Genomic DNA, 25,332 nt, shown 5'->3' with positions numbered 1-25,332 from the left:
CTCCTGTGGTTGCGAAGATGACCCCGTCCGCGACCCAATTCGATTACGTTGGAGGTAATGGAAGCTGAGAAATTCGCATGGTAGGTTTTCCACCATGAACGCACATGCTTCCACGGCGCGAGCCGAACGTACCCAGCCCGTCCATATCGGCGATCACCTGCGCGAATGGCGGCAGCGCCGCCATCTCAGCCAGCTTGATCTGGCCGGTGATGCCGAGATTTCGGCGCGTCATTTGAGTTTCGTCGAAACCGGCCGCGCCGCGCCGTCACGCGAGATGGTGCTCAAGCTGGCTGAACGCCTGGAGGTGCCTTTGCGCGAACGCAACGTGTTGCTGGTGGCGGCCGGCTTTGCGCCCGCCTTTCCGCAGCGCTCGCTGGACGATCCCGCGCTGAAAGCGGCGCGGACGGCGATCGACCTCGTCCTGAAGGCGCACGAACCCAATCCGGCGCTGGCCTATGACCGGCACTGGAATCTCGTCACCGCCAACCGCATGGTGGCGCCGCTGCTCGAGGGCATTCCGGCGCGGCTGTTGGGCCAACCCCTTAACATCATGCGCCTGGCCTTCCATCCCGAAGCGCTGGCGCCGCGCACCGTCAATCTCGCCGAATGGAGCAGTCATCTCCTGGAACGGCTGCACCGCCAGTGCGAGGCGACCGCCGATCCCGAACTGCTGAAACTCTACGCGGAGCTGAAGGCCTATCCGATGCCGGCGCGCTCCGGCCCGCTCTCGCCGGACAATGTCGCGATTCCCTTCAAGTTTCGGCTGGGTGGCGAGGTGCTGAGCTTCATCTCGACCACGATGATCTTTGGAACGCCGGTCGACGTTACGCTCTCCGAACTGGCGCTGGAGACGTTTTTCCCCGCCGACGACCTGACCACGCAGCGGATGCTGGAGATCGCGGCGGCGCTCACGTAGGATGGGTGGAGCGAAGCGATACCCATCAGCAAGTTCAGCCTGAGCTACCAAAGTTGATGGGTATCGCTACGCTCCACCCATCCTACAAGGTTGCGATTTACAGCGCCGCCCGTCCTTCGCATAATCGGCGAATGGACTCCCGCCAACATGCACCGCTGCCCGCCAATCCCGTCGGCGATCTCCTGCGCGGATGGCGCAATCGCCGCGCCCTGAGCCAGGCCGATCTGGCGTTCGAGGCCGGCATCTCGATCAAGCATTTGAGTTACGTCGAAACCGGCAAGGCGGTGGCGAGCCGCGACATCCTGCTGCAACTGGCATCCGCGCTTGGCCTGTCGCTGCGTGACCGCAATGCGCTGCTGGAGTCCGGCGGCTTTGCGCGGCAATATGGCGAGCGCGATTTGTCCGCGCCCGAAGTCGCCGACGCCAAGCGCGCCATCGATCTGTTGCTGCGCCGGCACGAACCGTTTCCCGCCATCGTCACCGACCGGCGCTGGAACGTGCTGCAGGCCAACGGCGCGGCGACGCGGCTGATGACGATGCTGCTCGGGCCGGAGCGCATGACGCGTCCGCTCAATCACATGCGGATGTTTCTCTCGCCCGACGAGTTGCGGCCCTACGTCGAGAACTGGCCGAAGGTCGCGTCCGCACTGCTGGTGCGTGCGCGCCACGAGGCGATGGCCGCGCCGCTCGATCTGGCGCTGCAATCGACCTGGCGCGAACTGTTGAAATTACCCGACCTGCCGGTCGCGCAGTTCGACGAGCACGAAACGCCGGGACCGCTATGCGAGGTGCGGCTGCGCAAGGGTGATGTCTCGGTCGGCCTGATCGGCGCGGTGTTGACATTGGGCACGCCGCAGGACGTCACGCTGCAGGAATTGCGCGTGGAAATGTTCATGCCGGCGGATGCCGCCTCGGAAGCAACGCTCACCGCGCTGGCGAATTAATTCGCCTTCTCGATCAGGCTTTCCAGCAGGCGCTTCAGATCCGCCGTGGCCTTGTTGCCGTAACTCTCGGCGATGAAGGCCTCCTGGCTCAGCGCCAGCGAGTTCAGGCGTTGGGTCAGCGCCTTGCCGCGATCGGAGGAGAACATCAAGACCTTGCGCCGGTCGTCGGCATCCTGGACGCGGTAGACGAGGGCATCCGACACCATCCGGTCGACCATCTTGGTCAGCGTCGGATGATTGAGCAGCACCGCTTCGGCAAGTTCACCCATCGAGTGGCCCTTGCCGTCAGACAACACCTTCAGGATGCGCCACTGCTCGACCGGCACGCCTTCCTTGCGGAAGCGCGCGTCGAGCTGGCGATTGATCTCCCGATTGGCCTGCGCAAGCAGGTAGGCGAGATGCTCGGTGATGGGTTTACTGGGCGATTTGGCCAAGGCTTTGAACTGCGTAATGGAGTTTTGGATGAATATTTAGCGCTCTTGCTTGAACTCTATGCACGGGAATCGTTGAATATTCAATATTTTCCACTAGGATTTTTGTTGCCGATCACCTTGCCGATGGTAGTCTGATGGCGCCGGACTAAAAGAAGCTGAAAGGAGAGCGAATTGCTCTCGCTGCCGCAATTAGAAAAGTTCGGTGGGCCGCCGATGCCGCCGGAACTGCTGCTCAAGGGGTTGCCGGGGATGGGGACGGGCACCTCGGAGCCGGCGCTTGGCCCGTTCCGGTCGCCCCGCGACCGCAAGAAATTGCGGATTGCCAATTTTGTCGGGCTGTCCGGTCCGTCGGGAATCTGGGGCCCGGCCTCCATCAACAGTACGCTGCTCGGCATTTCCGAGATCAACCGCCGTGGCGGAATTCTCGGCCGCGAGATCGAAGTCGCATTCCATGACACCGGCGGCGATATCGACGACGTGACGCGCACCGCTTCCGACATTGTCGCGGCCGAAGACGCCGATCTCATCATGGGTTCGCATATCAGCGCGGTCAGGGTGGCGCTGCGCAAGGTCGTCGCCGGACAGATTCCATACCTGTACACGCCGGTCTATGAGGGCGGCGAGCGGACGCCCGGCGTGATGGCCATCGGCGAGACGCCGGGGGCGCAATGGCGCCCGTCCATCGAGTGGCTCGCCAACACCAAACAGGCGACCAACTGGTACCTGATCGGCAGCGACTATGTCTGGCCATGGCTGTCGCACAGAGCGATCAAGAAATACATCGCGGACGCCGGCGGGCGTGTTGTCGGCGAAGAGTTCGTGCCGATCGGCGAGCACAATCACGGCAACCAGCTGGCGCGGATCCGGGCCGCGAAGCCCGACGTGGTTCTGATCACGTTGATCGGCGCCGACAGCGTCGTCTTCAACCGTACCTTTGGCGAGCAGGGGCTCGGCACACGCATGCTGCGTCTGGCCGGTGCGATGGACGAGACCGTGCTGCTTGGGATCGGCGCCGACAATACCGAAAACCTGTTCTGCGCATCCGGCTATTTCATCGACAAGGCCTCGCGCGAGAACGACGCTTTCCGCTGCCAATACCAAGCCTGGTTCGGTCGCCACGCGCCGCCGATCGGCTCGATCGCGCAGTCGAACTACGAAGGGTTGCGGTTTCTCGAAACGGTCGCCGCGCGCGCAGGATCGCTGGCGAGAAAGCCGCTGCTCTCGGCGGCTGCGAATGTGGACTATCAGGGCGCGCGAGGCACCGTCGGCATTCGCCGCGGCAGCGCCAGGATGCCGATCTATCTTGCAGCCGCCAACGGGTTGGACTTCAGGCTGATCAAGCAGTTCTGACTCCAACGCGTAACGCTTCGCAAAAGGAGGTGTTGAAAATAATACTTGAAAAGGAAAACATTTCCGTTTCTAGTGATGGGCGTGGGGTTGGGGCCCTTCGCAATTTCCTTCGCGAGCCGTCAAAGAAACAGGAGAATCCATCGTGACAGTAGCGCTTCCTACTCCCGATCAACTGCGCGCAGTTGCCGACCAATGCGGTCTGGCCTTGACCGATGAGGACGTCGCTTCCTTCCGTGGGTTGATGCAGGGCTCGGTCGATGCCTACAACGCCGTGGGCGCGATGGCCGACGAAGTCCCGATCGTGAAGTACCCGCGGACCCCTGGCTATCGCCCGTCGCCGGAAGAAAATACGCGCAACGCCTGGTACCGCAAATCGACCGTCAAGGGCGCCGCCAGCGGCAAGCTGAAGGGCAAGGTCGTAGCGCTGAAGGACAACATCATGTTGGCCGGCGTGCCCATGATGAACGGCTCCGCGACGCTCGAAGGCTATGTGCCGGATTTCGACGCCACCATCGTCACGCGCATGCTCGATGCCGGCGCCGAGATTGCCGGCAAGGTGCATTGCGAAAACTTTTGCATCTCCGGCGGCAGCCACACCAATGCGACCGGTCCGGTGCATAACCCGCACAAGATGGGCTATTCCGCCGGCGGATCGTCTTCCGGCAGCGCGGTCGTGGTCGCGCTCGGCGAAGTCGACATGGCGATCGGTGGCGACCAGGGTGGATCGATCCGGATGCCGTCGTCCTTCAGCGGCACCTACGGCATGAAGCCGACCTGGGGCCTGGTGCCTTATACGGGCATCATGCCGATCGAGATCTTCGTCGATCACACCGGGCCGATGACCGCCAATGTTGCCGACAACGCGCTGCTGCTCGAAGTGATTGCAGGTGACGACGGCTACGACCCCCGGATCAAGTCGCCCGAGGTGCAGAACTACACCAAGGCGCTGGGCGCCGGCATCAAGGGCATGAAGATCGCAATCATCAAGGAAGGTTTCGAGCAGGCCGGTGCCGAAGCCGACGTCAACAGGAGCGTGATGGAAGCGGCGAAGCGGCTGGCGAGCCTCGGCGCGACAGTCGAACAGGTTTCAATCCCGCTCCACATGGTGGCGCCGGCGGTCTGGACGCCGATCGGCGCCGAGGGCATCGCCCAGACCATGATGTTCGGCGACGGCTATGGTCTCAGCCGCTCGGATCTCTACTCGACGTCGCTGATGGATTTCCACCGCGGCTGGCGCGGGCAGGCGGACTCGCTGTCGGAAACGACAAAGCTGTTTCTGATGCTTGGCGTCTACGTCAACAATAATTTCGGGCCGCGCTACTACGGCAAGTCCGTCAACATCTCGCGGCGTATCACCGCCGCCTATGACAAGGTGCTGGCGAATTACGATCTGCTGCTGATGCCGACTACGCCGATGAAGGCGACGCCGTTGCCGGCGCCCGGTGCCTCCCGGGAGGAGGTGTGCCAGCGCGCCTTCGAGATGATCACCAACACCGCGCCGTTCGACATCACGCACCACCCGGCGATGTCGATTCCCTGCGGCATGGTCGACGGACTTCCGGTCGGGATGATGCTGGTCGGCCGGCATTTCGATGAAATGACCATCTATCGCGCGGCGCACGCCTTCGAGCAGGCCGGGGACTGGAAGAAAATGTAAGCAGCCGAACGCCGCAACGCTGCTGGTGATGGCATATGGATAATCTGTTCGTCGCACTGTTCGAGATCCTGAGTTTCGGCGCGATCGTCGTTCTGGTCGTGCTGGGGCTCGGGATCATCGCCAGCATGATGGGCATTTTCAACTTCGCGCAGGGCGAGTTCGTCCTGCTCGGCGCCTACGTCACCTACATCGTGCACAGCTCGGGGTTACCGGTCTGGATCGGCATGGCGGCCGCGCCCTTCGTCGTCGGCGGATTGGGATTCGTGCTGGAGCGGAGCATCGTCCGGCGATTTTACGCCGCACCGATCGTGGCGATGCTGGGCACCTACGCGCTCGGGCTGATCATCCGCGAAATCGTCCGCGGCCTGATCGGCGGGCTCTATCTGTCGGTGCCGGAGCCGCTCGGCGGTTCGGTCAATATCGGGACCATGCACTTTTCGAGTTGGCGGCTGGTCATCATCCTGATCACGGCGCTGGTGATGATCGGCAGCTATCTGCTGCTGGCGCGCACCGCCTTCGGGTTGCGCATCCGGGCGTCGCTGGAAAACCCTGCGCTCGCCCGCGCCTCCGGCATTTCGACCAATGCGATCTATGGCGCCACGTTTGCGTTCGGCGCCGCGCTCGCAGGCCTTGCGGGGGCGCTGATCGTGCCGGTGTTCTCGCTGTTTGCCGATCTCGGCCTGCGCTTCCTGATCCAGGGCTTCGTCGCCGTCATGGTCGGCGGAGTCGGCTCGTTCGCGGGACCCGTCGCGGGCGCCGGCGTGATCGGCACGCTCGCCGCGGCACTGCCCTGGATCATCCCGCCCGTGATCGCCGACGTCCTCGTGTTCGTACTCGCCATCATCTTCATCAAGTTTCGGCCGCAAGGCCTGATTTCAGGAAAAGGGGTTTAGTCCATGTCCAGCGAACGCAGCCATCTCAACCGCAGGCGGTTTCTCTCCAACTTCGCCTTTGCCAGTACCGCCATCGCCACCGGCGTCGGCAGCTGGGTCGTCCGTCCCGATTGGGCCAACGCGGCGGGGCCCCCGATCAAGGTCGGCATCGCCACCGACCTGACCGGCCCGATCGGCTACGCCGGCAACGCGGATGCCAACGTCGCAAAAATGGTGGTCAAGGAAATCAACGATTCCGGCGGCTTGCTCGGCCGGCCGCTGGAATTGTTCATCGAGGACACCGCGTCGAATGAATCGGTCGCGGTCGGCAACGTCCGCAAACTGATCCAGCGCGACAAGGTCGATCTGGTGCTGGGCGGCATCACCAGCTCGATGCGCAACGCCATCAAGGACGTCATCGTCGCGCGCGGCAAGACGCTCTACATCTACCCGCAGCTCTATGAAGGCAAGGAATGCACGCCCTATCTGTTCTGCACCGGCCCGACGCCGGCGCAGCAGTGCGACGAATTCATTCCCTGGCTGATCAAGAACGGCGGCAAGCGGTTTGCGCTGCCGAGCGCCAACTATGTCTGGCCGCACACCCTGAACGTCTATGCCCGCAAGGTGATCGAGGCCAATGGCGGCGAGGTGGTCTTCGAAGAGTATTACCCGCTCGACCAGATCGACTTCAGCGCCACGGTGAACCGGGTCATCTCGAACAAGGTCGACGTGGTGTTCAACACCGTGATCCCGCCGGGGGTAGGGCCGTTCTTCAAGCAGCTGTATGAGGCGGGGTTCCTCAAGAACGGCGGCCGGCTATCTTGCGTCTATTACGACGAGAACACGCTCAACATCAACCAGGCGGCGGAGATCGAGGGCCTTGCGAGCTGCCTCGACTATTTCAAGGCGCTCACGCCTGAAGACCCCTTCAGCGCCAAGCTGCATGCGGCTTACGAAAAGCAGTTCCCCGGTACGTTCCTGTTCGCCGCGGGCAGTGCCGCGACCGGGACTTATCGTGGCCTCAAACTGTGGGAGGCGGCGGTCAAGGAGGCCGGCAAGATCGATCGCGACGGAGTCGCGGCGGCACTGGATCATGCCAAGATCGCCGAAGGTCCCGGCGGGCCCGCGGAAATGGTTCCCGGCAAGCGGCATTGCAAGATGAAGATGTACACGGCGGTTGCCAAGGGCGGCAATTATGAGATCGTCGCGCGCAGCGCCGGCCTCGTCGATCCCAAGGAATGCTAAAGGGAATGCCAACAGGGAATGCTGATGCAGAGCGAAGGGCAGCGGCGGATGACCGCCGTTGCCAAGTCGGGAGCGGATCTGCTGGTTTGACGACACCGCCGACGCCGCTGCGGCTTCCGCTTCGCGTCGGCCGCCAGCGCCGATGGCAAGTGCTGCCGATCATTGAAATCGTGGTGCTGGCGATCGCCGTACTGCTGCCATTCGTCCTCAAGGACTATCTGACGATCTACGCCACGCGGGTCCTGATCCTGTGCCTGTTTGCGCTCTCGTTCGACCTGGTGTGGGGCTACGCCGGCATCATGAGTTTCGGGCAGGCCGTGTTCTTCGGCACGGCCGGTTATGGCGTGGCGCTGATCGCGCGTGACCTCGGCGTGACGTCGATCCTGCTCGTGCTGCCGGCCGGGCTCTTGATCGGTTTTACCTTTGCGCTGCTGCTCGGCGGGTTTTTGCTGCTCGGACGTCATCCATCCAGCGTGATCTTTGTTTCGCTGGGCACGCTGACCGGCTCCTACGCGGCCGACCGGGTGGCGCGGGGCTGGTATTATCTCGGCGGCCAAAACGGCATTCCCTCGATTCCGCCGATGTCGCTCGGCAGCTACGACATCACGGAAGGGCCGGTCTATTATTACCTGACGCTCGGCATTCTGCTGGCGGTCTATTTGCTGTGCCGTTTTCTGGTGCGATCGCAATTCGGACTGGCGCTGGCCGGTCTGCGCGAGAACGAGCAGCGGATCGCCTTCTTCGGCTACCAGGTGCAGCGCCTCAAGGCGATCATCTTCTCCTTTGCCGGCGCCGTCGCGGGGCTCGCGGGCAGTCTTTATGCGTTTCACGAAGGGTTTGTCTGGCCCAACATGCTGGGCGTGGTGATCTCGACGCAGGTGGTGCTCTACGTTTTGTTCGGCGGCTCCGGCACGCTGATCGGCGCCGTGATCGGCACGGTCGCGATCGAGGCGGTCAGCTTCTGGCTGTCGAACTCCTATCAGGACATCTGGCCGATCATCCTCGGCGTATTGCTGCTGCTGGTCATCCTGTTTCGCCCCGCAGGCCTCGTCAGCCTGATCCTGAGCGAGCGCGAGCGTGTCGGCAATTTCGGCCGGCTGCCGGAGGAGGGCGATCGTGGCTCTTCTTGAAGCGCGTGGACTGATCAAGATTTTCGGCAAGCTGACGGCCCTGAACGGCGCCGATCTCACCGTTTACGAAAACGAATTCCACGGCCTGATCGGACCCAACGGTTCGGGCAAGAGCACGCTGATGAAGTGCGTCGCCGGCGCGGAAATCCCGACCTCGGGCACGGTGACGTTCGGCGGCCGCGATATCTCGCAGGCCTCGCCGGCGGAGCGGGCGCGCGCCGGCATGAGTCTGAAGTTCCAGATCACCAGCGTGCTGCCGGCATTGACGCTCTACGACAACATACTGCTGGCGCTGCAAGCGCAGTGCTCGCTGCCCAGCCTGGTGTTTTCGCGTACCCGCGGCGTTCTGCACGATCGCGCGATGGCCATGCTCGAACAGTTCCGTCTGGTGGACCGCGCGGCGGAGCCCGCGTCCGCGCTGTCGCACGGCCAGCAGCAATGGCTTGAGATCGCGATGGCGCTGGCGCCCGAGCCGAAGCTGCTGCTGCTCGACGAGCCGACCGGCGGCATGAGCCTCGAGGAACGCCGCGTGACCGGCGAACTGCTGCAGCCGATCAAGAAGAAATGCTCCCTCGTCATCGTCGAGCACGACCTCGATTTTATCAGGGACATCTGCGACCGGCTGACCGTGCTCGATCAGGGCAGCGTGCTTGATTGCGGGTCGGTGTCGCATATCCAGTCGAGCGCCCGGGTTCAGGAGGTCTATCTCCGCCGTGCCTGACCAGGACAGATACCTCAATATCCAGAGCGTCGACGCCGGCTATGGCCGCAGCCAGGTGCTGTTCGGCGTCAGCATGGCCGTGCCGTGGCGCGGCGGCGTCGCCATTCTCGGCCGCAATGGCGCCGGCAAGACCACGCTGATGAAGGCGATCGTCGGCGAATTGCCGCTGCTCGGCGGCGCCGTCAGTCTCGATGGCCGCAGCGTCGGCGCGCTGCCGACCGAGCAGCGCATTCGCCTCGGCGTCGGCTACGTCCCGCAGGAGCACTCGGTGTTCGGCAGGCTGTCGGTGCGCGACAATCTCGCCGTCGGCGCATTAACCAACCGCGACAGCCAGGCCGTCAACCGCGTGCTGGAGATTTTTCCAAAGCTCGGCCAGCGCATGGACCAGGTTGCCGGCACATTGTCCGGCGGCGAACGCAAGATGCTCGCGATCGGCCGCGCGCTGTTGTCGAACCCGCGGGTGCTTTTGCTTGACGAGCCGACCGAAGGCGTCTGGATCGGTGTGATCGAGGAAATCACCGAGCGCCTGATCCTGCTCGCCAAAGATATCGCCATCGTGATCGTCGAGCAGCATCTCGATCTCGCGCTGCGCGTCGCGGACCGCGCCTTCGTGCTCGACCGCGGCCGGGTCGCGCTATCAGGATCGGCGCAGGAAGTCCGCGACGATCCGAGGCTGCTGCAGTATCTGGCGCCTTAAAGCGGGATGGGGTTAGGTTGAATCGATTTGGGATTCCCAAATCAGTGGGTTTCTGATTCACCATGATGGCTGGACGGAGGCCAGCATGGATGGGCAAGCCTTATTCTCTGGATCTTCGCAAGCGTGTCGTGTCCGCGATCGAGGGCGGGATGTCCCGCAATCAGGCAGCCAAGCAGTTTGGGGTCGCGATCAGCACAGCGATCGGTTGGATGCAGCGGGTCGAGGATACTGGCAGCGTTGCTCCGGGCCAGATGGGTGGTCATAAGCCGAAGGCAGTTTCGGGAGACCATGCGGTTTGGCTGTCGCAACGGATCAAAGACGGCGATTTCACCATACGAGGGCTCGTTGCCGAGCTTGCCGGACGCGGCCTGAAGGTCGACTACCACTCGGTGTGGGACTTCGTGCATGCCGAGAAGCTCAGCTTCAAAAAAAAGCGTGGCGGCTGACGAACGCGATCGACCCGACGTGGCGCGGCGGCGCCTCCAATGGACAAAGTATCAAGGTCGCGTCGAAGCTGAGCGACTGGTCTTCATCGACGAGACCTGGACGCGGACCGATATGGCTCCCTTGCGGGGATGGGCGCCGCGCGGGCGCAGGCTTCACGCCAAGGTTCCCCACGGCCGCTGGAAGACCATGACCTTCCTGGCGGCCCTGCGCCATGACCGGATCGATGCGCCATGGTTTATCGAGGGGCCGATCGATGGCGTGAGCTTTCGCACCTATGTCGAGAAGGTTCTTCTGCCCATCCTTCGACCCGGCGATATCGTCGTTTTGGATAACCTCGGCAGCCACAAGAGCAAAGCAGTTCGCCAGCTCATCCGTTCGGTCGGCGCCAAACTCTTCTTCCTGCCAAAATACTCGCCTGACCTGAACCCGATCGAGCAGGTCTTTGCCAAGCTCAAGCATCTGGTCCGCAAAGCTGCCGCGCGAACCGTCGACGCGGTCTGCGCCGCAATCGGCTACGCACTCGATGCCTTCACCTCAGAGGAATGTGCCAACTACCTCAAAAATTCAGGCTATCGAACTTAATGCCATCACGCTTTAGGGGATGAGATTCCGCGAGGGCGGTGCGCTCCCTCTCCCGCGCTTGCGGGGGAGGGCTGGGGTGGGGGTGCTGCCGCGAGTCAGACTGTTCGTGTGGAGAGAGCCCCCACCCGCCGCACTTCGTGCGTCGACCTAAGAGCGAGCTTCGCTCGTCTCGACCCCGCAAGCGGGAGAGGTGAACCGGGCCTGCGGACGCGCCGATCATCCCGGTATAGCACCAACCCTCACGACGCCTGAGCCTGTTTTGCTTCCCGCCGCTCGAAGGTCATCGCCTGCAGCACTTCGGCGAAGGCGCCCTTGCGGTCGCTGAGCGTTGCCATGGTCAGCCCCGCGCCATTGGCACCGGTGCGGGTGCGCGAGCGGATCAGCATCCATTCGCCTTCGGGCGGTCGGAAGAAGTACAGGCTGATCTCGGGATTGATGAACGTCCATTCGCGCATGTCGACGATCTGGCCGACGCCTGAGGCAAAGTCCGCGGCCTGCACCGCCTGCAGCAGCGGGGTGTTGGTCTCGCCCTCGACCATGGGCACGTCGAGCCGCATCCATGCCGCGGCCGGTCCCGGTTTTTCCAGCGCGCCTTCGATGAGGCGCACCGAAACGTTCTGGAAATAGCGGCTCCATTTCTGCGCAAAGGAAGGCGGAGGGGTGCCGGATTCCGGCGGCGCGTCGCTGGCCGAATTTTTGGAGAACGGATCGGCCGGCGACTCGCTCCCCTGCGCAGTCAACAACGCCGTACAGCGGCCGATCTCGGTTTCGCCGTCCGTCAGCCGCACCTGGATGGTCTTGGCCTTGCGGCCGTCGCGCAGCATCTCGGTCTCCAGGCCGAAGGCGCGCAAGCCCGCCGGCCGCCACAAATCGAAGGTGAGGCGGCGCACCGCAAATCCGCTATTCTCGGCGAGCCGTTCGACCTCGCGCGTCATCAGCGCGGTGGTCGCGCTGCCCTGCAGCATATCCGGCGACCAGGGCCCGCCGGCATGCTCGGTGGCGCGAAAGAGAGGGCCTTCCGGCTTGAAAATGGCGGTCATGTCGGGCTCCGCGGTTGAATCGCTGCCCGATTTCTACGAAGACCGGTCCGCGGCCACAATAACCGCGGAGGTTATGTAATGGCGGCATGCGGCCCGGGGCCTTGTCCCGGGCCTCAATCGGCTTACTTTCCCGCCATCATTTGAAGCCCGAGGACGCGCCCATGAGCACCATAAAGCCGCTGAAGATCGACATCGTCTCCGACGTGGTCTGCCCGTGGTGCTATATCGGCAAGCGCCGGATCGAGAACGCGCTGGCGCTGGTGCCGGATGTGCCGGTCGAAGTGCGCTGGCGGCCGTTCTTCCTCAATTCCTGGGTGCCGCGCGAGGGCATCAGCCGCGACGAATATCTCACCGCCAAGTTCGGCTCGGTCGAGGCCTATAAGGGCATTGCCGGCCGCGTCGTCACGGCCGCGGGCGAAGAGGGCCTGACCTACCGGCCTGAGCTCGTAAAGCGCCAGCCCAACACCACCGATTGCCATCGCCTGATCCACTGGGCCGAAGCGCAAGGCAAATCCGGCGAGATGAAGCAGCGCCTGATGGAATTGTACTTTCGCGATGGCGGCGATCTTACCGACGTCGACGTGCTGGTGCAGGCCGCCGCCGATATCGGCCTCGATGCCGAGGACGTGCGCAAGCGCCTCGCGACCGACGAGGATGTCGCGCTGATCTCCGGCCAGGCTCAGGAAGCGTCCGAGAAGGGCATCTCCGGCGTGCCGACCTTCGTGCTGGCGCAAAAATACGCGATCTCGGGCGCGCAGCCCGCCGACCAGCTCGCCCGAGCCATCCGCCAGGTGTCCGGCGAGATCAACGCGCAGGCGGCGGAATAGCTGAGTGCGTCATGCCCGGGCTTGTCCCGGGCATCCACGTCTTCCTTACAGACTCAAAGCAAGACGTGGATGGCCGGGTCAAGCCCGGCCATGACAACTGAGAGAGCTACGGCCCCCGCAGTTGTCACTGCGCGCCTTTCATGCCCTGATACTTCCACAGAACCAAGAAACCACAGGAAAACGCCATGATCTATGAGTTGAGGACCTACACCGTAAAGCCCGGCACGCTCGGGGACATGGTGAAAGCGGCGAGCACCGTGTCGGCGGACATTCGCAAGAACGACTACGGCAAGCTCGAAGGCTACTGGATGACCGAGATCGGGCCGCTCAACCAGGTCCTGCATATGTGGAGCTACAACAGTTTCGAGGAGCGCGGACGCCTTCGCGCCGAACTGGCCAAGAACCCGCGCTGGACAGCCGAGTACATTCCGCTGATCCGTCCGCTGCTGCTGCGCCAGAATGTCCGGCTGATGAATGCGATCAAGCCGCCGGTGGCTCCGGCATCCTCAGGCAACGTCTATGAACTGCGCAACTATCGCGGCAAGCCGGCTGGTGGCCTCAAGCAATGGCTCGATGCGTTCACCGCCGTGCTGCCGGAGCGCGAGAAATATTCAAAGATCGTCGGCCTCTGGCAGACCGAGTCGGGCGAGCCCAATGAGGCCTGCCACATCTGGGCCTATCCCGATCTCAACACACGCGCCCAGGTCCGCGCCAACACCATGAAGGATCCGGCCTGGCAGGAATTCCTCGGCAAGGGCCCGGGCTTCCTCGAGGAGATGCACTCGACGATCATGCTGCCGGCACCGCACTCGCCGTTGAAGTGAGGCGAGGGCCTTCGCGCAACAAATTCCGCCGTCATCCTGAGGTGCTCGCCGTCTTCGGCGAGCCTCGAAGGATGGCTACGGGCTCGAACTGTCATCCTTCGAGGCTCGCAAGCGCTCGCACCTCAGGATGACGGTATCGTTTGCCGCTCCTACGTCCCCTTCAAATAATAATTCGCGCGCTTCCCCAGCGCGATGCGCCGCAGCGCGCGGCGCATCGCCATCGAGGCGCGGAGTGGTTTGATCGCCGTGGTCACCGTGCGATAGAAGGCGAGCTTGAGCGCGTCGCGCACCGGCTGCTTGCCGGGCGGCTGCTGCGGCATACCAACGCCGCGCAGCATCGAGTTGAAGAAGTGCAAATCGTTGAGGCGGCGCACTTCGCGCGTCTTCCAGGTGATCGCCATCGAAATCGAGAACGAGTCCGCGGTCCGCACCCAATGCGGCCACTGATACGGCACGTAGCAGCCGTCGCCCGCGAACAGATGAAACTCCTTGCCGCGGGCGGCAAAGCTCTCGTCATATTTCAGATTGCGGTGCTTGGTCATCGAACGCTCGATCTCGTCGCCGGAGACGATGGCGCGGTCGTTGTTGTCGAAGATGGTGAAGAATTTTTCGCCGTGGATGTGCACGAAGAAATTGTCTTCGCTGTCGAGATGGAACGGCGTGGTCGAATTCGGCGAGGATACGAACAGAAAGCCTTCGAGCTGTTCGAAGCCGGCATCCGCCAGGCTATTGAAGCCGCGGGCGCGCGCCACCGAGAGCAGGGTGTCTTCCAGCAGCTGGCGATATTCCGGCGAATTCTCCACGCGCTTGAGCACCATCCAGGCGCCGGCGGTCTCGATGCTCTTCACCACTTCCACGGGATCGAGATCGACCGAGGGTATGGCGTCGGGATCCTGGCTGATCGCGACCTTGCCGGAATTGTATTCGATCAAATCGCGCGGCAACTCAGCAGCCAATTGTGCGATACGCGGCAGCATCAACAGCGGATGGCCGGCCAGCTTGTGGCGGATCGCGAACGGCTTTAGCGGAAAGTCGCGGCGCAGCGCGTCGTTGTCGGCCGTAATCACCGGCGCTACGGCGGTCTGGGTATTCATGAGGATTTCTCCTGGCGTTCCCTGATGAAGCGGATGGCGCGGCGCGCCGGCTCGCGGGCCAGCTTGCGCAGCGTCAAGGCGGTTTGCGCCAGCGTTGCGACCACGTCGCCGCGCCGCAGCGGAAACAGCACGTCGCCGATCGCAAGCCGACCGCGCCAGATCGGATTGATCATGGGGTGGTCGGCATTGGCGGTGGAATCGACGAGGCGGATCGCAGGATCGGCGCAGAGATGCCGGGTCAGATCGAGCGTCAGCTGCACGCCCGGCGAAAATTTCGAAAAGCGTTCGTCGACGCCGAGCTTGAAATAAAACGCGCGATCCTGATGCCGCAGCACGACGGCTGATGCCACCGGCGTCTCGCCGGCGCGCAACGTCACGATCTCGCATTGGCCGGTGGCGGCGAGCGCGCAAGTGGCACGGCGGATAAAGGCGGCATCGCCGGCGTGCTGCACCAGCGCGGTGCCGCGCTTGGCTTTCCAGCCGCTGGCTTCCAGCGCCAGGAACGTCTCGAGCGCGGCGGTAACCTCTGCGGGCGTGCGCGCAATGTCGAAATGCACCTCGCCATGGTCGCCGAGCCGGTTGCGCTGCCGGCGCAATTCCTTGAGTTTCTTCGGTCCCAGCCCCTCGCGCAGCAACTCATCGGGGTCGAGGGTGGCGTCGAGCGCGGCGCGGACATGCGACTGCAGCACGCGCGGCGTCAGGCCGTTGCGGGCCAACACTTCGGTGAAGGCCTTCATCGCCGCGCCGTCCAGCGACATGTCGCGCAGCATCAGCGCGTGGGCGCCGGCCTTGCGCGCGCCGTCCAGCAGGCGCTCTGCCGCCTGTTCGGCATGATCGCGGCACAGCAGCGGCGTGGACAGCGAGCCATAGGGATCGGCGCTGACCCAAACGGGCAGGGGAATCTTGTAGGCGCGCCACATCGAAATAACCGGCATCAGGCCGGTCAGCTCGCCAGCATCGCTCCAGGCGCTCAATGCAGAAGCACCGACGCGTCCGCGCGCGGAAGCGTTGACCGCCAATTCCCATTCCGGGAGGTAATAGCCGTTGGGCTCGGCGACGCGCTCCGACAGCGCGCGCCATTGGGCGGCGGGGATGTCGGCCAGCGGCGTCAGCGCACCGGCAGGCGCCACCGGCGCGCGCGCGCGTGCGGCATCCCCTAAAGATGCACGACGGACTACCGATGTCTCTGCAATCTCGGCCACTTCCCCGTTTCCCCGGTCGCGATGTCGAGAGCGGCACCAACAGGGTGCCGCCTGCTTCCACGACGTTCTGGGGCAACGCTAGCGTAGAGAAATGGAAAATGCCGGTGGGCCGACGCCCGGATTTGAGCGGTTATGTTAACGGCTGATTCAGCATGCCGCTGCAGGCCGATGCTGCGAGGATATGCGTTCAACCATCTCCGGCCGGGCAAGCGGCTGTTTTGACGGCCCGGATCGCAGGATACGTAGCCCCCGCCGGCGTGAACCGGCGGGAAATATCTTCGTTAGCCAACTCTCAGATTTTCCGCGGAGGTCTTGCCGCGGTTTTCTTTTTCTTCGTAGCTGACCTTGGCGCCCTCATTCAGGGAACTCAGTCCGGCCTTTTCCACCGCCGAGATATGCACGAACACATCCTTGCCGCCGCTGTCGGGCTGGATAAACCCGAATCCCTTGGTTGCGTTGAACCACTTCACAGTACCTGTCGCCACGTCCGAACTCCCTGTTTTGATCGAGGCCGACAACCTAGGTCTCTCTGGGGGTCCTCCGCAAGGAAAGAAAACCTGCTGAAGCGGGCCAGCGGGCGGCAAGGCACGCGAAAGCCGACCGGCTGGACCAGGCTGCGCGGGTCTGCCGCGCACCAGTCTGTGACTGGTGCCACCGATCATCGTTCGGGTTCCATGCCAGGTTAGCGGTCTTCGAATCCATGGGGCGAGGCCATCAACAAAATCGACGCCGCTGCGCTGAATCGTCCCATCTGCGAAATAAGCGACCTGGCTGACAGGGAACTGGACGGCATCGCAGGCGGCCGCTCTCGTTTGATCATGCGCGCGGGACAGGGCGTTATGACAGGTGCGGATGGGTCCGCCATGCCCTGGAGACGCGGCTTCGGCTTTCCTCCGCCGTCCTACCCGCCTTGTAAGCATCCGCGGCCGAGGGTCGCAGAACGTTGGGAGGCATCCGGGCTAGGCGTGCTGTTCATTCGCCCGCTTCGGCCAGCTGGTACCGGACCGGCGTGTGGTGCCAGCCCTCGTCGTGCTTCTTCCAATAAATATCCTTGAGCCGCGTCGAGATCGGCCCGGGCCGGTCGTTGCCGAGGATGCGCGCGCCGATGCGCGACGCCGGCATGACGCCGCCGGCAGTGGTCGCGAGAAATACCTCGTCCGCGTGGTCGAGCACTGATCGCGGGATCGGCTCGACCGCCGCCTCGATGCCGAGTTCGGCGCACAGGTCCAGCACTGACTGCCGCGTGATTCCGCGCAGGCTGCCGCGGTCGGGCGTCGTTACCCTTCCGTCCCTGACGACGAAGACGTTGAAGCCCGGTCCCTCCGTGAGAAAACCCTGCGCGTCGCACAGCACGGCGGTGTCGAAACCGGCATCGTGCGCCTCCATCAGCCCGGAGGTCAGGTCGTTCCACTGATAGTTCTTCACCGTGGGATCGACCGAGGCATCGGGCACCCGCGGCGTCGAAGCGACAAAGACATGCGCGCCGCGCGCCTGCACGTCCTTCGGCACGACGTCGATCCAGGGCAGCGCATAAGCGATCAAATGGTTTTCGCAATCCGCCGGCCGGCGCGATCCCATCACCCGCGGCCGTCCGCGCGAGGCCACCATCGCGACATAGGCATCCGCAAGACCGGAGAGCGCGACACAGCGATGCAGGATCGCCTCGATCGCGGCGCGGTCTTCCGGCGGATGGATTCTGCGCTTTTCCATCGAGCGTTCGAACCGGTCGAGGTGATCTCGGAGCCGGAAGAAGCCGCCCTTGAACACGTGCACGACGTCATAGACGACGTCGGAGCGCGTAAAACCCCAATCGGTCACCGGCAGCGTCGCCTCGGCGATCGGAACATAGCGTCCGCGGACGTAACCGGCGCCGTCGGGGTAGGGGGCAGTGGTCATGGGTGATCTCCAGTTGCTGGTCCGCCGGGCAAGTCGTGCGATCAAGCGGGAACGTACGTCAACCTGATCACATCCTCGCCAATCAGGTCGCTGGTCACAAGGCGGAGCGGGGGCCGGGGGCCTGCGAAGAATGGCTTGCCGCGACCAAGTACGAATGGATGGAAGTAGAGCCGGTACTCATCGATCAGACCAAGGTCAGTCAGGCTGCGCGCCAGGTCTGGTCCGGAAACGGCAATCTCCCCAGCGAGCTCGGCCTTCAGCCTCCGTATCACCGCCTCGAAGTCATCCCCGACAAGCGTGGCGTTGGGGCCGACCGACTTCAGGGAGCGCGACACGACCCACTTCGGCTGGCGCCGCCACGCCGCCGCGAACTCGCGGTGCTCCGCACTCCACTCAGGACGGTCTTCGTCCCAATAACGCATGACCTCGTACATGCCGCGGCCGTACACACTCCCGGTCAGGTCGCGCACGTGCTCTATCCAGTGACGAAAGAGCGCGGGGCCTGTCGGCATCCCATCGTGGTCGACGTAGCCGTCCAGAGACTGGTTCATTCCAAAGACTAGCTTCGCCATGCTGCAAAATCTCCGCCCTGCGCTTTCCAGGATAGCTTGAGCCGACGTCGTGCAGAAGTGAGATTGGGCAAAATTGCGCGCCGCTTTACCGGTGCGACGACCAATGACCGGACGTCAGCTTTGGCCCAGCCCTGGACACGTCCCGAAGGTCCTTATCGCTATCAATTCGGGCTGGTTTACTGTCGCGCAATGCTCTCTTTGCGCGATGCCCCTCGCTTTCTCCACACCCGCAGGTCAGCCATGACTTTTATGGTCGCCGCAAGGACCAGCGCGCAAAGCGCCGCCTTCGACATCGTCTCCATCGTCCCCTCGATCAGTATGCCGTGGACCACGCTCCCGACGACGATGACAATCGCGAGGGGCATATGGACGACACGCCACGTTCGCGCCCGCAGTCCCAATCGCCGGCGAAGCGCAGCTATGATTGCGACGGCGAAGATGGCCCACATGGCGATCACACCCCAGGGGGAGAACGGCGTTGGCGATGAGAACAGGAGGGCGTCAATCATATCAGGAGGGCTGGTGATCCAGAGGCCGGCGACGTGGACCACGACAGCCACGACCAGCGCGCCTCCGATCCAGTGATGTGCACGCCGTCCACGATAAGCCGACAGTCCCGGCAAGTATCCGCCAATCAGCAAAGGCTGAACGAGCACAAGACCCATTGCGACAATCCCTGCGAACCCGGCCAGTATGTAGACCGGATCGCGCCACGCGAGCAGCGGACTCGCTGCTGCAGCGGCGATCGGCACGCAAATGGCTGCTGCAAGGGCGGCCCAGATCAGGGTCACCTTCGCCAATCTCATCCCCGCGTTCCCAACTCGATCAGGCCGGCTGAAGGACGAAGTGCGCCTCGAGGCCGGTATCTTTGGCGCTGCGCATCACGGGACGTAGAAAGACGGTTTTGAATTCACCACTGTCATAGGCGAGGTGACCATGCGGCTGGCCAAAGATCGGAATGATCTGCGGCATCTCGAGGCGGAACGCCCCGTTCTTGTCGGTGAGCGTGGCCCCATGACTACGCTCATCTCCCTCCCGCCCTTCGGTGGTGTGCGCCCAGATCTGGATGCGCTGCCCGGCAAGCGGGGCCCCGTCGCCTGCGCGGCGTACGGTGCCGGTCATCCAGAAGCCACCCTTGCCGATCCGATCCACGGTCGGCGCGCCCTTGAGGTAGTTGTTGGCCCCGCCTGGCATCGAAGGGGTCGGTGCGAGGCCTTCCGCGCGGGCGGGCAACAGCAGCCCGGAAACCCCGGTTACCAGGACGCACCCACCGGCGACGAGGAGGTTGCGGCGGTTGAGTACGAAGGTGTTCATGCAAATTCCTCCTCGCGACCGTGCAGTTGCGCCGCAAAGAGTACAACAACAAGCGCGAGAGGCCCAGTTGTGGGAGGCGAAGCGCGCGACAGGGCGCAATAACAGTGTTGTGAACGGGTGTGCCGGCCGCTCAACCAGCGTGGTTGACGAGGCATACTCAGCAGCGTCGGGGGTGTTGGTCTTTCGCTCCTGATCGCCGATGGATGCCAGGCGATCGATGGCTTGTCTGCTTCCGGGACCCTAAACGGACATTTCTGCCGATCCGAGCTTTGGTCCTTTCCTGCAGCAATTGCTTAGTCGCAGAATTCGTTCGCTGTGAGACCGGTAAGAGGAGGAGATAATGCGCGCGTTTCTGCCAGCTGTCTTCTTGCTCATTTCGCTTTCGTCTGCGGCGAGTCGATTTTGCTGACGATGGCCGCTCACGGGGATAAAGCAGACGATCGCAGCCACGGCCGCCGACGTCTGCCAGGGGCAATTTGAATTTGGGACACCTTCGTTGTCCGATCTGTACATTCTCGCAATCCATACCGCTTCGCATTGCTGTTGAACCTTCGCGAAGTTCCTGTGACCCACCACTAAGGGGCTTTGGGACCATCGGAGGTTCTGATGACGAAGCATCGAACGATTACTGGGTTCGTCGCTGTCGCTCTGCTCGCTGTTGCCGCAACCGCTGCCACCATGAGGTCGTCCTCGGTTTGGACCAACGGCTTTGTCGACCCTACCGGCACAACCATGTTGAAGGGCCTCGCGGTTGACGCGAACAAGCTTCCGGCCGCGAGTTTTGACGATCGCTGGTCCGCGATGACAACTTCGACAACTGGCACGCCTGAGCGCACGCTCGCGGATCGCTAGGTGCCCGCCGCAATCGGGGTCTGCTGGACGAAATTTGTATTGACCTTGGCGGTTGGGTATCCAGCTGCGTGCACGACGGGATGATCAGGTAGGTACATTCACACCGCATTGGCAGTCGTTCGAAATTCCAAACTTTTTGAGGGAGGCAATGATGAACGTACTGAAATCTGCAATCGTCGGCATGGTCCTGATTTCGGCCAATACGCCGGTCCGCGCGGACGTCATCGGCGACTGGAACAACACGGCAGTTGACGTAATGAAGGCGGTCAACGTCAGCGGTAATCCGTGGACGCGCAGCATGGCGCTGGTGAATGTATCCATGTCTGACGCGGTCAACTCGGTGCAGAACCGATATTCCCGCTACATACCAGAGCTTCCAACTGACCCGAACGCCTCGGCCGAGGCCGCGGCCGCCGCGGCTGCCCGCGAAATTCTCATGCGTCAGTACCCTGGCCAGAAGGAGCGGATTGAAGCGGCCTTCGCAGAAGCGATGAAAACCATTCCGGACAATCCCGCACGGGCTGCGGGTATTGATTTAGGTGTAAAAGTTGCGGACGCTGTTTTCACGGAACGGCAGAGCGACGCGACAAACACACCCGACACATATCGTCCGCTCACGACGCCTGGCGTGTGGGTACCGACCACGCCGCCGCTCTTTCCTCAGTATGCCACGGCCAAGCCTTGGGGCATGGAAAGCGCGAGTCAGTTCCGCCCGGGTCCGCCCCCGGCACTCAACAGTGCGCTTTATGCGCGCGATTACAACGAAACCAGGGAAATGGGCGGAGTGAAAAGCACGAAGCGCACCGACGCGCAGTCCGACGTCGTGCGCTTCTGGACACAGGCCAACCTTGGGCCCGCATGGTTCCAGGCTGCCAGGCAGGCTTCAGCTCGTCATAACCTCTCCCTGCCGGAAAGTGCGCGAGTGTTCGCACTGATGTCGATGGCTCTCGCCAACTGCTTCATCCTCGATTGGGACGCCAAATTCCAATACAATTTTTGGCGGCCGATCACCGCGATCCGTAACGGCGACCAGGACAGTAACGATGCGACTGAACGCGACGCCGGTTGGCTGCCTCTGAACACCACGCCGATGCATCCGGAATACCCGTCGCAGGCGGGCATCAACGCGGGTGCGGCGCGAACCGTTCTGGAAACTGTTTTCGGCAACGGGACGGAAGAATTCGTCGCGACCGACATTTCCGACGCCCGCCTTTCACGCAAGTTCACCAGCTTTGCGCAACTGGCACAGGAGCACAAAGAGGTGCGCATCTGGGGCGGTATTCATTTCCGCAACTCGCTGGACGTCGGAGATGCGATGGGTCGCAAGGTCGCTGATCATCTCGCGGCAAACTACATGAGGCCGACGAGGTAGGCCCCCTGCTCGGGGCCATCTCAAGGCGCCCGCTTACTGGCGGCGCGTTGTTGCTTTCCGTGTTCACGACCGCATCCGGTTCCAGAATTAACCCGGAGCGAGCGTATCAAGCTTAATACGCGAGTTCCGTTGCCGCCTGCGAACGTAGGCCTATCATTCCGGGTAGTCGTTCGGATTCAAGATGTGCCGGATCACCAAATCAGCGTAGCGCTCGACCAGAGGTGCCGCTGTAGGGCGGCGTCCCGCTCGAAATGATCCTGCTGCACGCTGCACGGGATTGCCATGTCGACTGTCGAGCAAGTACTGAAATCCGCAGGTCGAGAGCGTCGCGCGATCGGTCGGACGCGCATCAATCGGAGCGCACTGTTATCCTTTCATGGCGGTGCTGGTGCCTTTCCTTGCTGCGTTCGCGACGTGACGAACTCTGGAGCCGGCGTTCGTCTGGAGCGGCTGAACATGTTGCCGGTGGAATTCGATCTGTCGTTCGATAAGTTTCGAACGGTTCGGGAGTGTCGCTTGGTCTGGCGAGACGCTGACTTCGTCGGCGTCGCGTTCGGGACCTGACCGTTGGGACCCAAAGCATGACGAAACGCGAACGCGGCGATCTGATCTATGGGGTCGTCGCGAGTGCGCTCGTATTTGTATTCATGATCATCATGATTTTCTCGCTTTGATCGATTCGCTTATCGGAGGTTACGCAGCGGCGCGCCGGCACCTCTCAGAGTATCACGGGCCAAATCGCCCTTGGGCGCGGCGAGAGACCTGCAGATTGATCTTGACCAGTTCAAAGGCGGCAAATGAGGCCGCCGAACAGGGGCAGGCTTTCTAGGACGTGGACTCATCGGGCCTGATGATCCCATGATTCACCCTCGCGGCCTGGTCGCAAAATGCTAATGTCCAGGTGTTGCCAAGCGTCTTGTCGGGGAGCCCACATGCACCGGCGCGCATTCATGTCGCTTGTCGGAGGCGCGGCGGCAATGTGGCCGCTGACAGCACGAGCACAGCGACCGTCATTGGCGCCATTGGCAAAAATGCAGAAAGTGATTTCGATCCATGACCCTCGCGTGCTGAACGTATCGGTGATTGACCTCATCGATGACCGTTTTATTCGCAAGTTCGACGAAGATGTTGAGCTGGATGCACTCTATGCGGCCTACAGGTAGCCTTGGCACGGCTTAATCACTTCTGTTCGGGACTGAGGACCCTGACCAACGGCGAAGTCAGTGTCGTCGCCGACGTGGTTTGGGCTTTGGAGGGTCTGCTCCAGTGATTGCGCGATACCACGCGGATTGCGCGTGCGCTCTGGCAGCGGCAAGATTGGATTGTCCACGATAGAACTGACTTAGGCCCAGGTAGCAATCGGTGCGCTCGGGTCCGTGAGGTATTGCTTCGCAGTTCACCTGCGCGCTCGCAACGACGGGAAGGACCGCCAACAAGATTGCGACGATACCTGCGGACCAATATGTCATGCCGCCTCCAGGCGATTTGCTCACGCTGGCTTGTCAGGCTTTCATCAAGTCGCTTCTTGGCAGCCGCGCGAGCGGACTCGTTCGGAGGGTTAGAACCGCGCTGACCCTCGAGCGAGTCCGCAATCGCCGCGCCGCCGCTTGTGGAAGCTAATGATCCCTTCGATGGCGTCTGCACTGAAAGTAACACAAGTAAGCGAAACTCATTCCGTGTGGCAGAACAGCTACGGTCGTCAGGTGGCGCGGCATTTTGTTTCGGCGAGTGTATGCGGTTCGATCCTACCTCTCGTTTCACAATCCCTTTTGAAATACGTGAAAGCTCTTGGCTAACGGCCGGGTTGGTGTCTAATCTTCTTTTTTTGGTCTGCGTTTTTTGAGGCCACATATGAATTATTCCCAAATGAAGGACGAGCGCCTGTTGGCGTTCTACGAGAATGTCCGTCATCAAGTCGCATTGGATGCAGGAAGCCGCTATCGCTTCGCAGGCGAGGGCGTCCGCGCATACGCGGACAAGCTTCGCGAGGAAATGGACCGGCGGCGGCTCAGGTTCACGCCCATCAATTGGCCGGAGGATGGTCGCTGATTTTGGGAAACCAAAATCGAGGTGCCAATTCAGGTTCGCGAACTGGTCGCGCTCGGCATTGAAAATGCTGAAGAGGCGCGCTGGTCTCCCTTCTTCGTGTGGCTAGATCGATTTCACCCGGCGCTGCGGAATAGTGCGGGGTGTGCCCGGCCGTCCAAACGGCTGCCCGGGCTTTGCGATGCCAGCGCGTGCTGTGCTGCCCGTTAAGGGATTGGTTACCTGTCATTGTCAAGCTTCCGCCATTGCAGATAGGTCGCGACGAGCGATAGCGAATTTCCGAAACATTTTAATCCGACCAGCCCGGTTGGCGGTCTCCATAGGAGGCCCACTATGTTCAAGGGCTTCGCGATTGCAGTCTTGCTTATGCTTGGTGCATCGCAGCTGGATCAGTACTTCTGTAATGGCAGGTACACCGACAGTACCATGTCGATGCTGCGACAAATCAGGCACTCCTTTCGCAGTTGAAGGCCGCTTCGGTGGAAGCCGCTGCACGCAGGGTCCCGCGTCTGCCTCGGGGGTTAGCCGTGGTCCGGTCAAACCGACGCGAATGACCCAAAGCGCCCGTCAGCCGTACGCCTTGCAGCGATGACGTGAACCGTTAGTATCCTCGGATATCACGCGGAATGATCGCAATGTCCGCCCTGGGGCGTAAGACGTGCAACGACGTACATGAGAAGTTGAGGGGAGACCAGTTAGATGAGCATCGCCGATCCCAACAAGACGATCCTAACGGGCGAGAACCCGTTTATCCGCTTGAGCCTGAAGGACGGCGAGCCGAACTCGACAGAGGCGAGCTATTGGCGGATCATCTTTTCGCCGGCTGGTCCCGGACACGTTCTCTACTTGAAGAGCGAGCTGACGGAAGGCCGCTGGCGCATCTACTCCGACAACATCGCGATGGCGCGGTGGCTGCAGTCTACCGTGCAGGGCATGCTCAATGCCGAACTTTCCGACACGGCCATCCCTTGTGCGGATGCGCAATTCTCCAAAGCGGGAGATCCGCGCTACTTCTGGACTGAGCACATCAAGTCGCACGGCGAAGACATCTCGCTTACCTGGTTCGATATCGGCGAGCCGCTGCTCATCCACTCGCAGCCGAACCAGATTCCCGACCGGCGCTACGGCGTGTGCACCGTGCTGATCCCGGCGCTCGGAACGCGTCTCGTCCGCAACGGCGTCGAGGCGAAGGGGCGATCCTGGCTGCGGGAACGTGAGGGGCGGCCATTCTCGACGTCGGCGTTGGCATTTTCGGAGAGCTGGACGGAAGCGGTCTGAGGCGGAGCTGCCGATCAACG

27 protein-coding genes are annotated in these 25,332 nt (G+C 62.5%); 18 read left to right on the top strand and 9 right to left on the bottom strand.

Annotated elements, in window-relative coordinates:
- Positions 1 to 94 precede the first annotated feature (94 nt).
- Together ABIE49_RS07230 and ABIE49_RS07225 are read left to right on the top strand one after the other, a co-directional pair.
- Positions 95 to 916, top strand: coding sequence for a helix-turn-helix domain-containing protein (locus tag ABIE49_RS07230; protein ID WP_192740302.1), 822 nt, complete (start codon positions 95 to 97; stop codon positions 914 to 916).
- A gap of 131 nt (positions 917 to 1,047) precedes the next feature.
- Complete coding sequence (locus ABIE49_RS07225) at positions 1,048 to 1,860, top strand: helix-turn-helix domain-containing protein (protein ID WP_192740303.1); 813 nt, start codon at positions 1,048 to 1,050, stop codon at positions 1,858 to 1,860.
- Here the strand turns inward: ABIE49_RS07225 and ABIE49_RS07220 are convergent.
- Positions 1,857 to 2,294: a MarR family winged helix-turn-helix transcriptional regulator gene (locus ABIE49_RS07220; protein WP_192740304.1), complete on the bottom strand. Its 438-nt coding sequence runs from the start codon at positions 2,292 to 2,294 to the stop codon at positions 1,857 to 1,859. The two genes, ABIE49_RS07225 and ABIE49_RS07220, sit on opposite strands and share 4 nt — an antisense overlap.
- 213 nt (positions 2,295 to 2,507) lie before the next feature.
- Here ABIE49_RS07220 and ABIE49_RS07215 point away from each other — a divergent pair, with 213 nt between their 5' ends.
- The 8 genes from ABIE49_RS07215 (at position 2,508) to ABIE49_RS07180 (ending at position 10,995) form a co-directional block, all read left to right on the top strand.
- Complete coding sequence (locus tag ABIE49_RS07215; protein ID WP_192740318.1) at positions 2,508 to 3,644, top strand: substrate-binding domain-containing protein; 1,137 nt, start codon at positions 2,508 to 2,510, stop codon at positions 3,642 to 3,644.
- Positions 3,645 to 3,786: 142 nt separating this feature from the next.
- Positions 3,787 to 5,301: an amidase gene (locus ABIE49_RS07210; RefSeq protein WP_192740305.1), complete on the top strand. Its 1,515-nt coding sequence runs from the start codon at positions 3,787 to 3,789 to the stop codon at positions 5,299 to 5,301.
- Positions 5,302 to 5,336: 35 nt separating this feature from the next.
- Positions 5,337 to 6,194, top strand: a complete 858-nt coding sequence (locus ABIE49_RS07205; RefSeq protein ID WP_192740306.1) for a branched-chain amino acid ABC transporter permease — start codon at positions 5,337 to 5,339, stop codon at positions 6,192 to 6,194.
- 3 nt (positions 6,195 to 6,197) lie between these two features.
- Positions 6,198 to 7,418: a substrate-binding protein gene (locus ABIE49_RS07200; RefSeq protein WP_192740307.1), complete on the top strand. Its 1,221-nt coding sequence runs from the start codon at positions 6,198 to 6,200 to the stop codon at positions 7,416 to 7,418.
- 5 nt (positions 7,419 to 7,423) lie between these two features.
- A complete protein-coding gene (locus tag ABIE49_RS07195) occupies positions 7,424 to 8,548 on the top strand; it encodes a branched-chain amino acid ABC transporter permease (RefSeq protein ID WP_192740308.1) in 1,125 nt (374 codons plus the stop codon).
- The gene (locus tag ABIE49_RS07190; protein ID WP_192740309.1) at positions 8,535 to 9,269 is read left to right on the top strand and encodes an ABC transporter ATP-binding protein; all 735 of its coding nucleotides are present in this window, start codon (positions 8,535 to 8,537) and stop codon (positions 9,267 to 9,269) included. Before ABIE49_RS07195 ends, ABIE49_RS07190 begins: the two co-directional genes overlap by 14 nt.
- A gap of 73 nt (positions 9,270 to 9,342) precedes the next feature.
- Positions 9,343 to 9,966 carry an ABC transporter ATP-binding protein gene (locus ABIE49_RS07185; RefSeq protein ID WP_249133370.1) on the top strand — a complete coding sequence of 208 codons (624 nt, stop codon included), beginning with the start codon at positions 9,343 to 9,345 and terminating at the stop codon, positions 9,964 to 9,966.
- Positions 9,967 to 10,055: 89 nt separating this feature from the next.
- A protein-coding gene (locus tag ABIE49_RS07180) for an IS630 family transposase (RefSeq protein WP_502915856.1) occupies positions 10,056 to 10,995 on the top strand; the annotation gives its coding sequence in 2 pieces (ribosomal slippage) (positions 10,056 to 10,391 and positions 10,393 to 10,995; 939 coding nt in all).
- A 239-nt stretch (positions 10,996 to 11,234) separates the two neighbouring features.
- On the opposite strand, the gene ABIE49_RS07175 is transcribed toward ABIE49_RS07180, so the two are convergent.
- Positions 11,235 to 12,035, bottom strand: a complete 801-nt coding sequence (locus ABIE49_RS07175) for a thioesterase family protein (RefSeq protein ID WP_192734218.1) — start codon at positions 12,033 to 12,035, stop codon at positions 11,235 to 11,237.
- 161 nt (positions 12,036 to 12,196) lie between these two features.
- Between ABIE49_RS07175 and ABIE49_RS07170 the strand changes: the two genes are divergently transcribed.
- Together ABIE49_RS07170 and ABIE49_RS07165 are read left to right on the top strand one after the other, a co-directional pair.
- Positions 12,197 to 12,862, top strand: a complete 666-nt coding sequence (locus ABIE49_RS07170) for a DsbA family oxidoreductase (protein ID WP_192734217.1) — start codon at positions 12,197 to 12,199, stop codon at positions 12,860 to 12,862.
- Between the two features lie 185 nt (positions 12,863 to 13,047).
- On the top strand, positions 13,048 to 13,686 hold the full coding sequence (locus tag ABIE49_RS07165; protein ID WP_354066637.1) for an NIPSNAP family protein: 639 nt from the start codon (positions 13,048 to 13,050) through the stop codon (positions 13,684 to 13,686).
- A 149-nt stretch (positions 13,687 to 13,835) separates the two neighbouring features.
- On the opposite strand, the gene ABIE49_RS07160 is transcribed toward ABIE49_RS07165, so the two are convergent.
- From ABIE49_RS07160 to ABIE49_RS07130, 7 genes are all read right to left on the bottom strand, one after another.
- Positions 13,836 to 14,780 carry a cupin-like domain-containing protein gene (locus tag ABIE49_RS07160; protein WP_192734216.1) on the bottom strand — a complete coding sequence of 315 codons (945 nt, stop codon included), beginning with the start codon at positions 14,778 to 14,780 and terminating at the stop codon, positions 13,836 to 13,838.
- Complete coding sequence (locus ABIE49_RS07155; protein ID WP_192734215.1) at positions 14,777 to 15,982, bottom strand: GNAT family N-acetyltransferase; 1,206 nt, start codon at positions 15,980 to 15,982, stop codon at positions 14,777 to 14,779. The genes ABIE49_RS07160 and ABIE49_RS07155 overlap by 4 nt, the downstream gene beginning before the upstream one ends.
- 281 nt (positions 15,983 to 16,263) lie before the next feature.
- A complete protein-coding gene (locus tag ABIE49_RS07150; RefSeq protein ID WP_192734282.1) occupies positions 16,264 to 16,467 on the bottom strand; it encodes a cold-shock protein in 204 nt (67 codons plus the stop codon).
- A 487-nt stretch (positions 16,468 to 16,954) separates the two neighbouring features.
- Positions 16,955 to 17,878 (bottom strand): aminotransferase class IV, encoded by a 924-nt coding sequence (locus tag ABIE49_RS07145; RefSeq protein ID WP_192734214.1) that lies wholly within the window; start codon positions 17,876 to 17,878, stop codon positions 16,955 to 16,957.
- A 41-nt stretch (positions 17,879 to 17,919) separates the two neighbouring features.
- Positions 17,920 to 18,450 (bottom strand): dihydrofolate reductase family protein, encoded by a 531-nt coding sequence (locus tag ABIE49_RS07140; RefSeq protein ID WP_192734213.1) that lies wholly within the window; start codon positions 18,448 to 18,450, stop codon positions 17,920 to 17,922.
- 176 nt (positions 18,451 to 18,626) lie between these two features.
- On the bottom strand, positions 18,627 to 19,256 hold the full coding sequence (locus ABIE49_RS07135; RefSeq protein ID WP_192734212.1) for a ferric reductase-like transmembrane domain-containing protein: 630 nt from the start codon (positions 19,254 to 19,256) through the stop codon (positions 18,627 to 18,629).
- Between the two features lie 19 nt (positions 19,257 to 19,275).
- Positions 19,276 to 19,764 carry a peptidase associated/transthyretin-like domain-containing protein gene (locus ABIE49_RS07130; RefSeq protein ID WP_192734211.1) on the bottom strand — a complete coding sequence of 163 codons (489 nt, stop codon included), beginning with the start codon at positions 19,762 to 19,764 and terminating at the stop codon, positions 19,276 to 19,278.
- A 606-nt stretch (positions 19,765 to 20,370) separates the two neighbouring features.
- Here ABIE49_RS07130 and ABIE49_RS07125 point away from each other — a divergent pair.
- The 6 genes from ABIE49_RS07125 to ABIE49_RS07100 all read left to right on the top strand — a co-directional run bounded on the left by ABIE49_RS07125 (position 20,371) and on the right by ABIE49_RS07100 (position 25,312).
- Positions 20,371 to 20,616, top strand: a complete 246-nt coding sequence (locus tag ABIE49_RS07125) for a hypothetical protein (protein ID WP_192734210.1) — start codon at positions 20,371 to 20,373, stop codon at positions 20,614 to 20,616.
- 151 nt (positions 20,617 to 20,767) lie between these two features.
- Positions 20,768 to 21,988 (top strand): vanadium-dependent haloperoxidase, encoded by a 1,221-nt coding sequence (locus ABIE49_RS07120; protein ID WP_192734209.1) that lies wholly within the window; start codon positions 20,768 to 20,770, stop codon positions 21,986 to 21,988.
- 282 nt (positions 21,989 to 22,270) lie between these two features.
- Complete coding sequence (locus ABIE49_RS07115; protein ID WP_192734208.1) at positions 22,271 to 22,552, top strand: PilZ domain-containing protein; 282 nt, start codon at positions 22,271 to 22,273, stop codon at positions 22,550 to 22,552.
- Positions 22,553 to 22,920: 368 nt separating this feature from the next.
- On the top strand, positions 22,921 to 23,151 hold the full coding sequence (locus ABIE49_RS07110) for a hypothetical protein (RefSeq protein WP_192734207.1): 231 nt from the start codon (positions 22,921 to 22,923) through the stop codon (positions 23,149 to 23,151).
- Positions 23,152 to 23,854: 703 nt separating this feature from the next.
- Positions 23,855 to 24,037, top strand: coding sequence for a hypothetical protein (locus tag ABIE49_RS07105; RefSeq protein WP_192734206.1), 183 nt, complete (start codon positions 23,855 to 23,857; stop codon positions 24,035 to 24,037).
- Between the two features lie 696 nt (positions 24,038 to 24,733).
- The gene (locus ABIE49_RS07100; protein WP_192734205.1) at positions 24,734 to 25,312 is read left to right on the top strand and encodes a hypothetical protein; all 579 of its coding nucleotides are present in this window, start codon (positions 24,734 to 24,736) and stop codon (positions 25,310 to 25,312) included.
- The last annotated feature ends 20 nt before the right edge of the window (positions 25,313 to 25,332 follow it).

The sequence above is a fragment of the Bradyrhizobium sp. OAE829 genome, from assembly GCF_040546575.1.
Lineage (GTDB): Bacteria > Pseudomonadota > Alphaproteobacteria > Rhizobiales > Xanthobacteraceae > Bradyrhizobium.
Note: the sequence above shows the minus strand (reverse complement) of the source record. Positions and strands in the feature narration are given on the sequence as shown.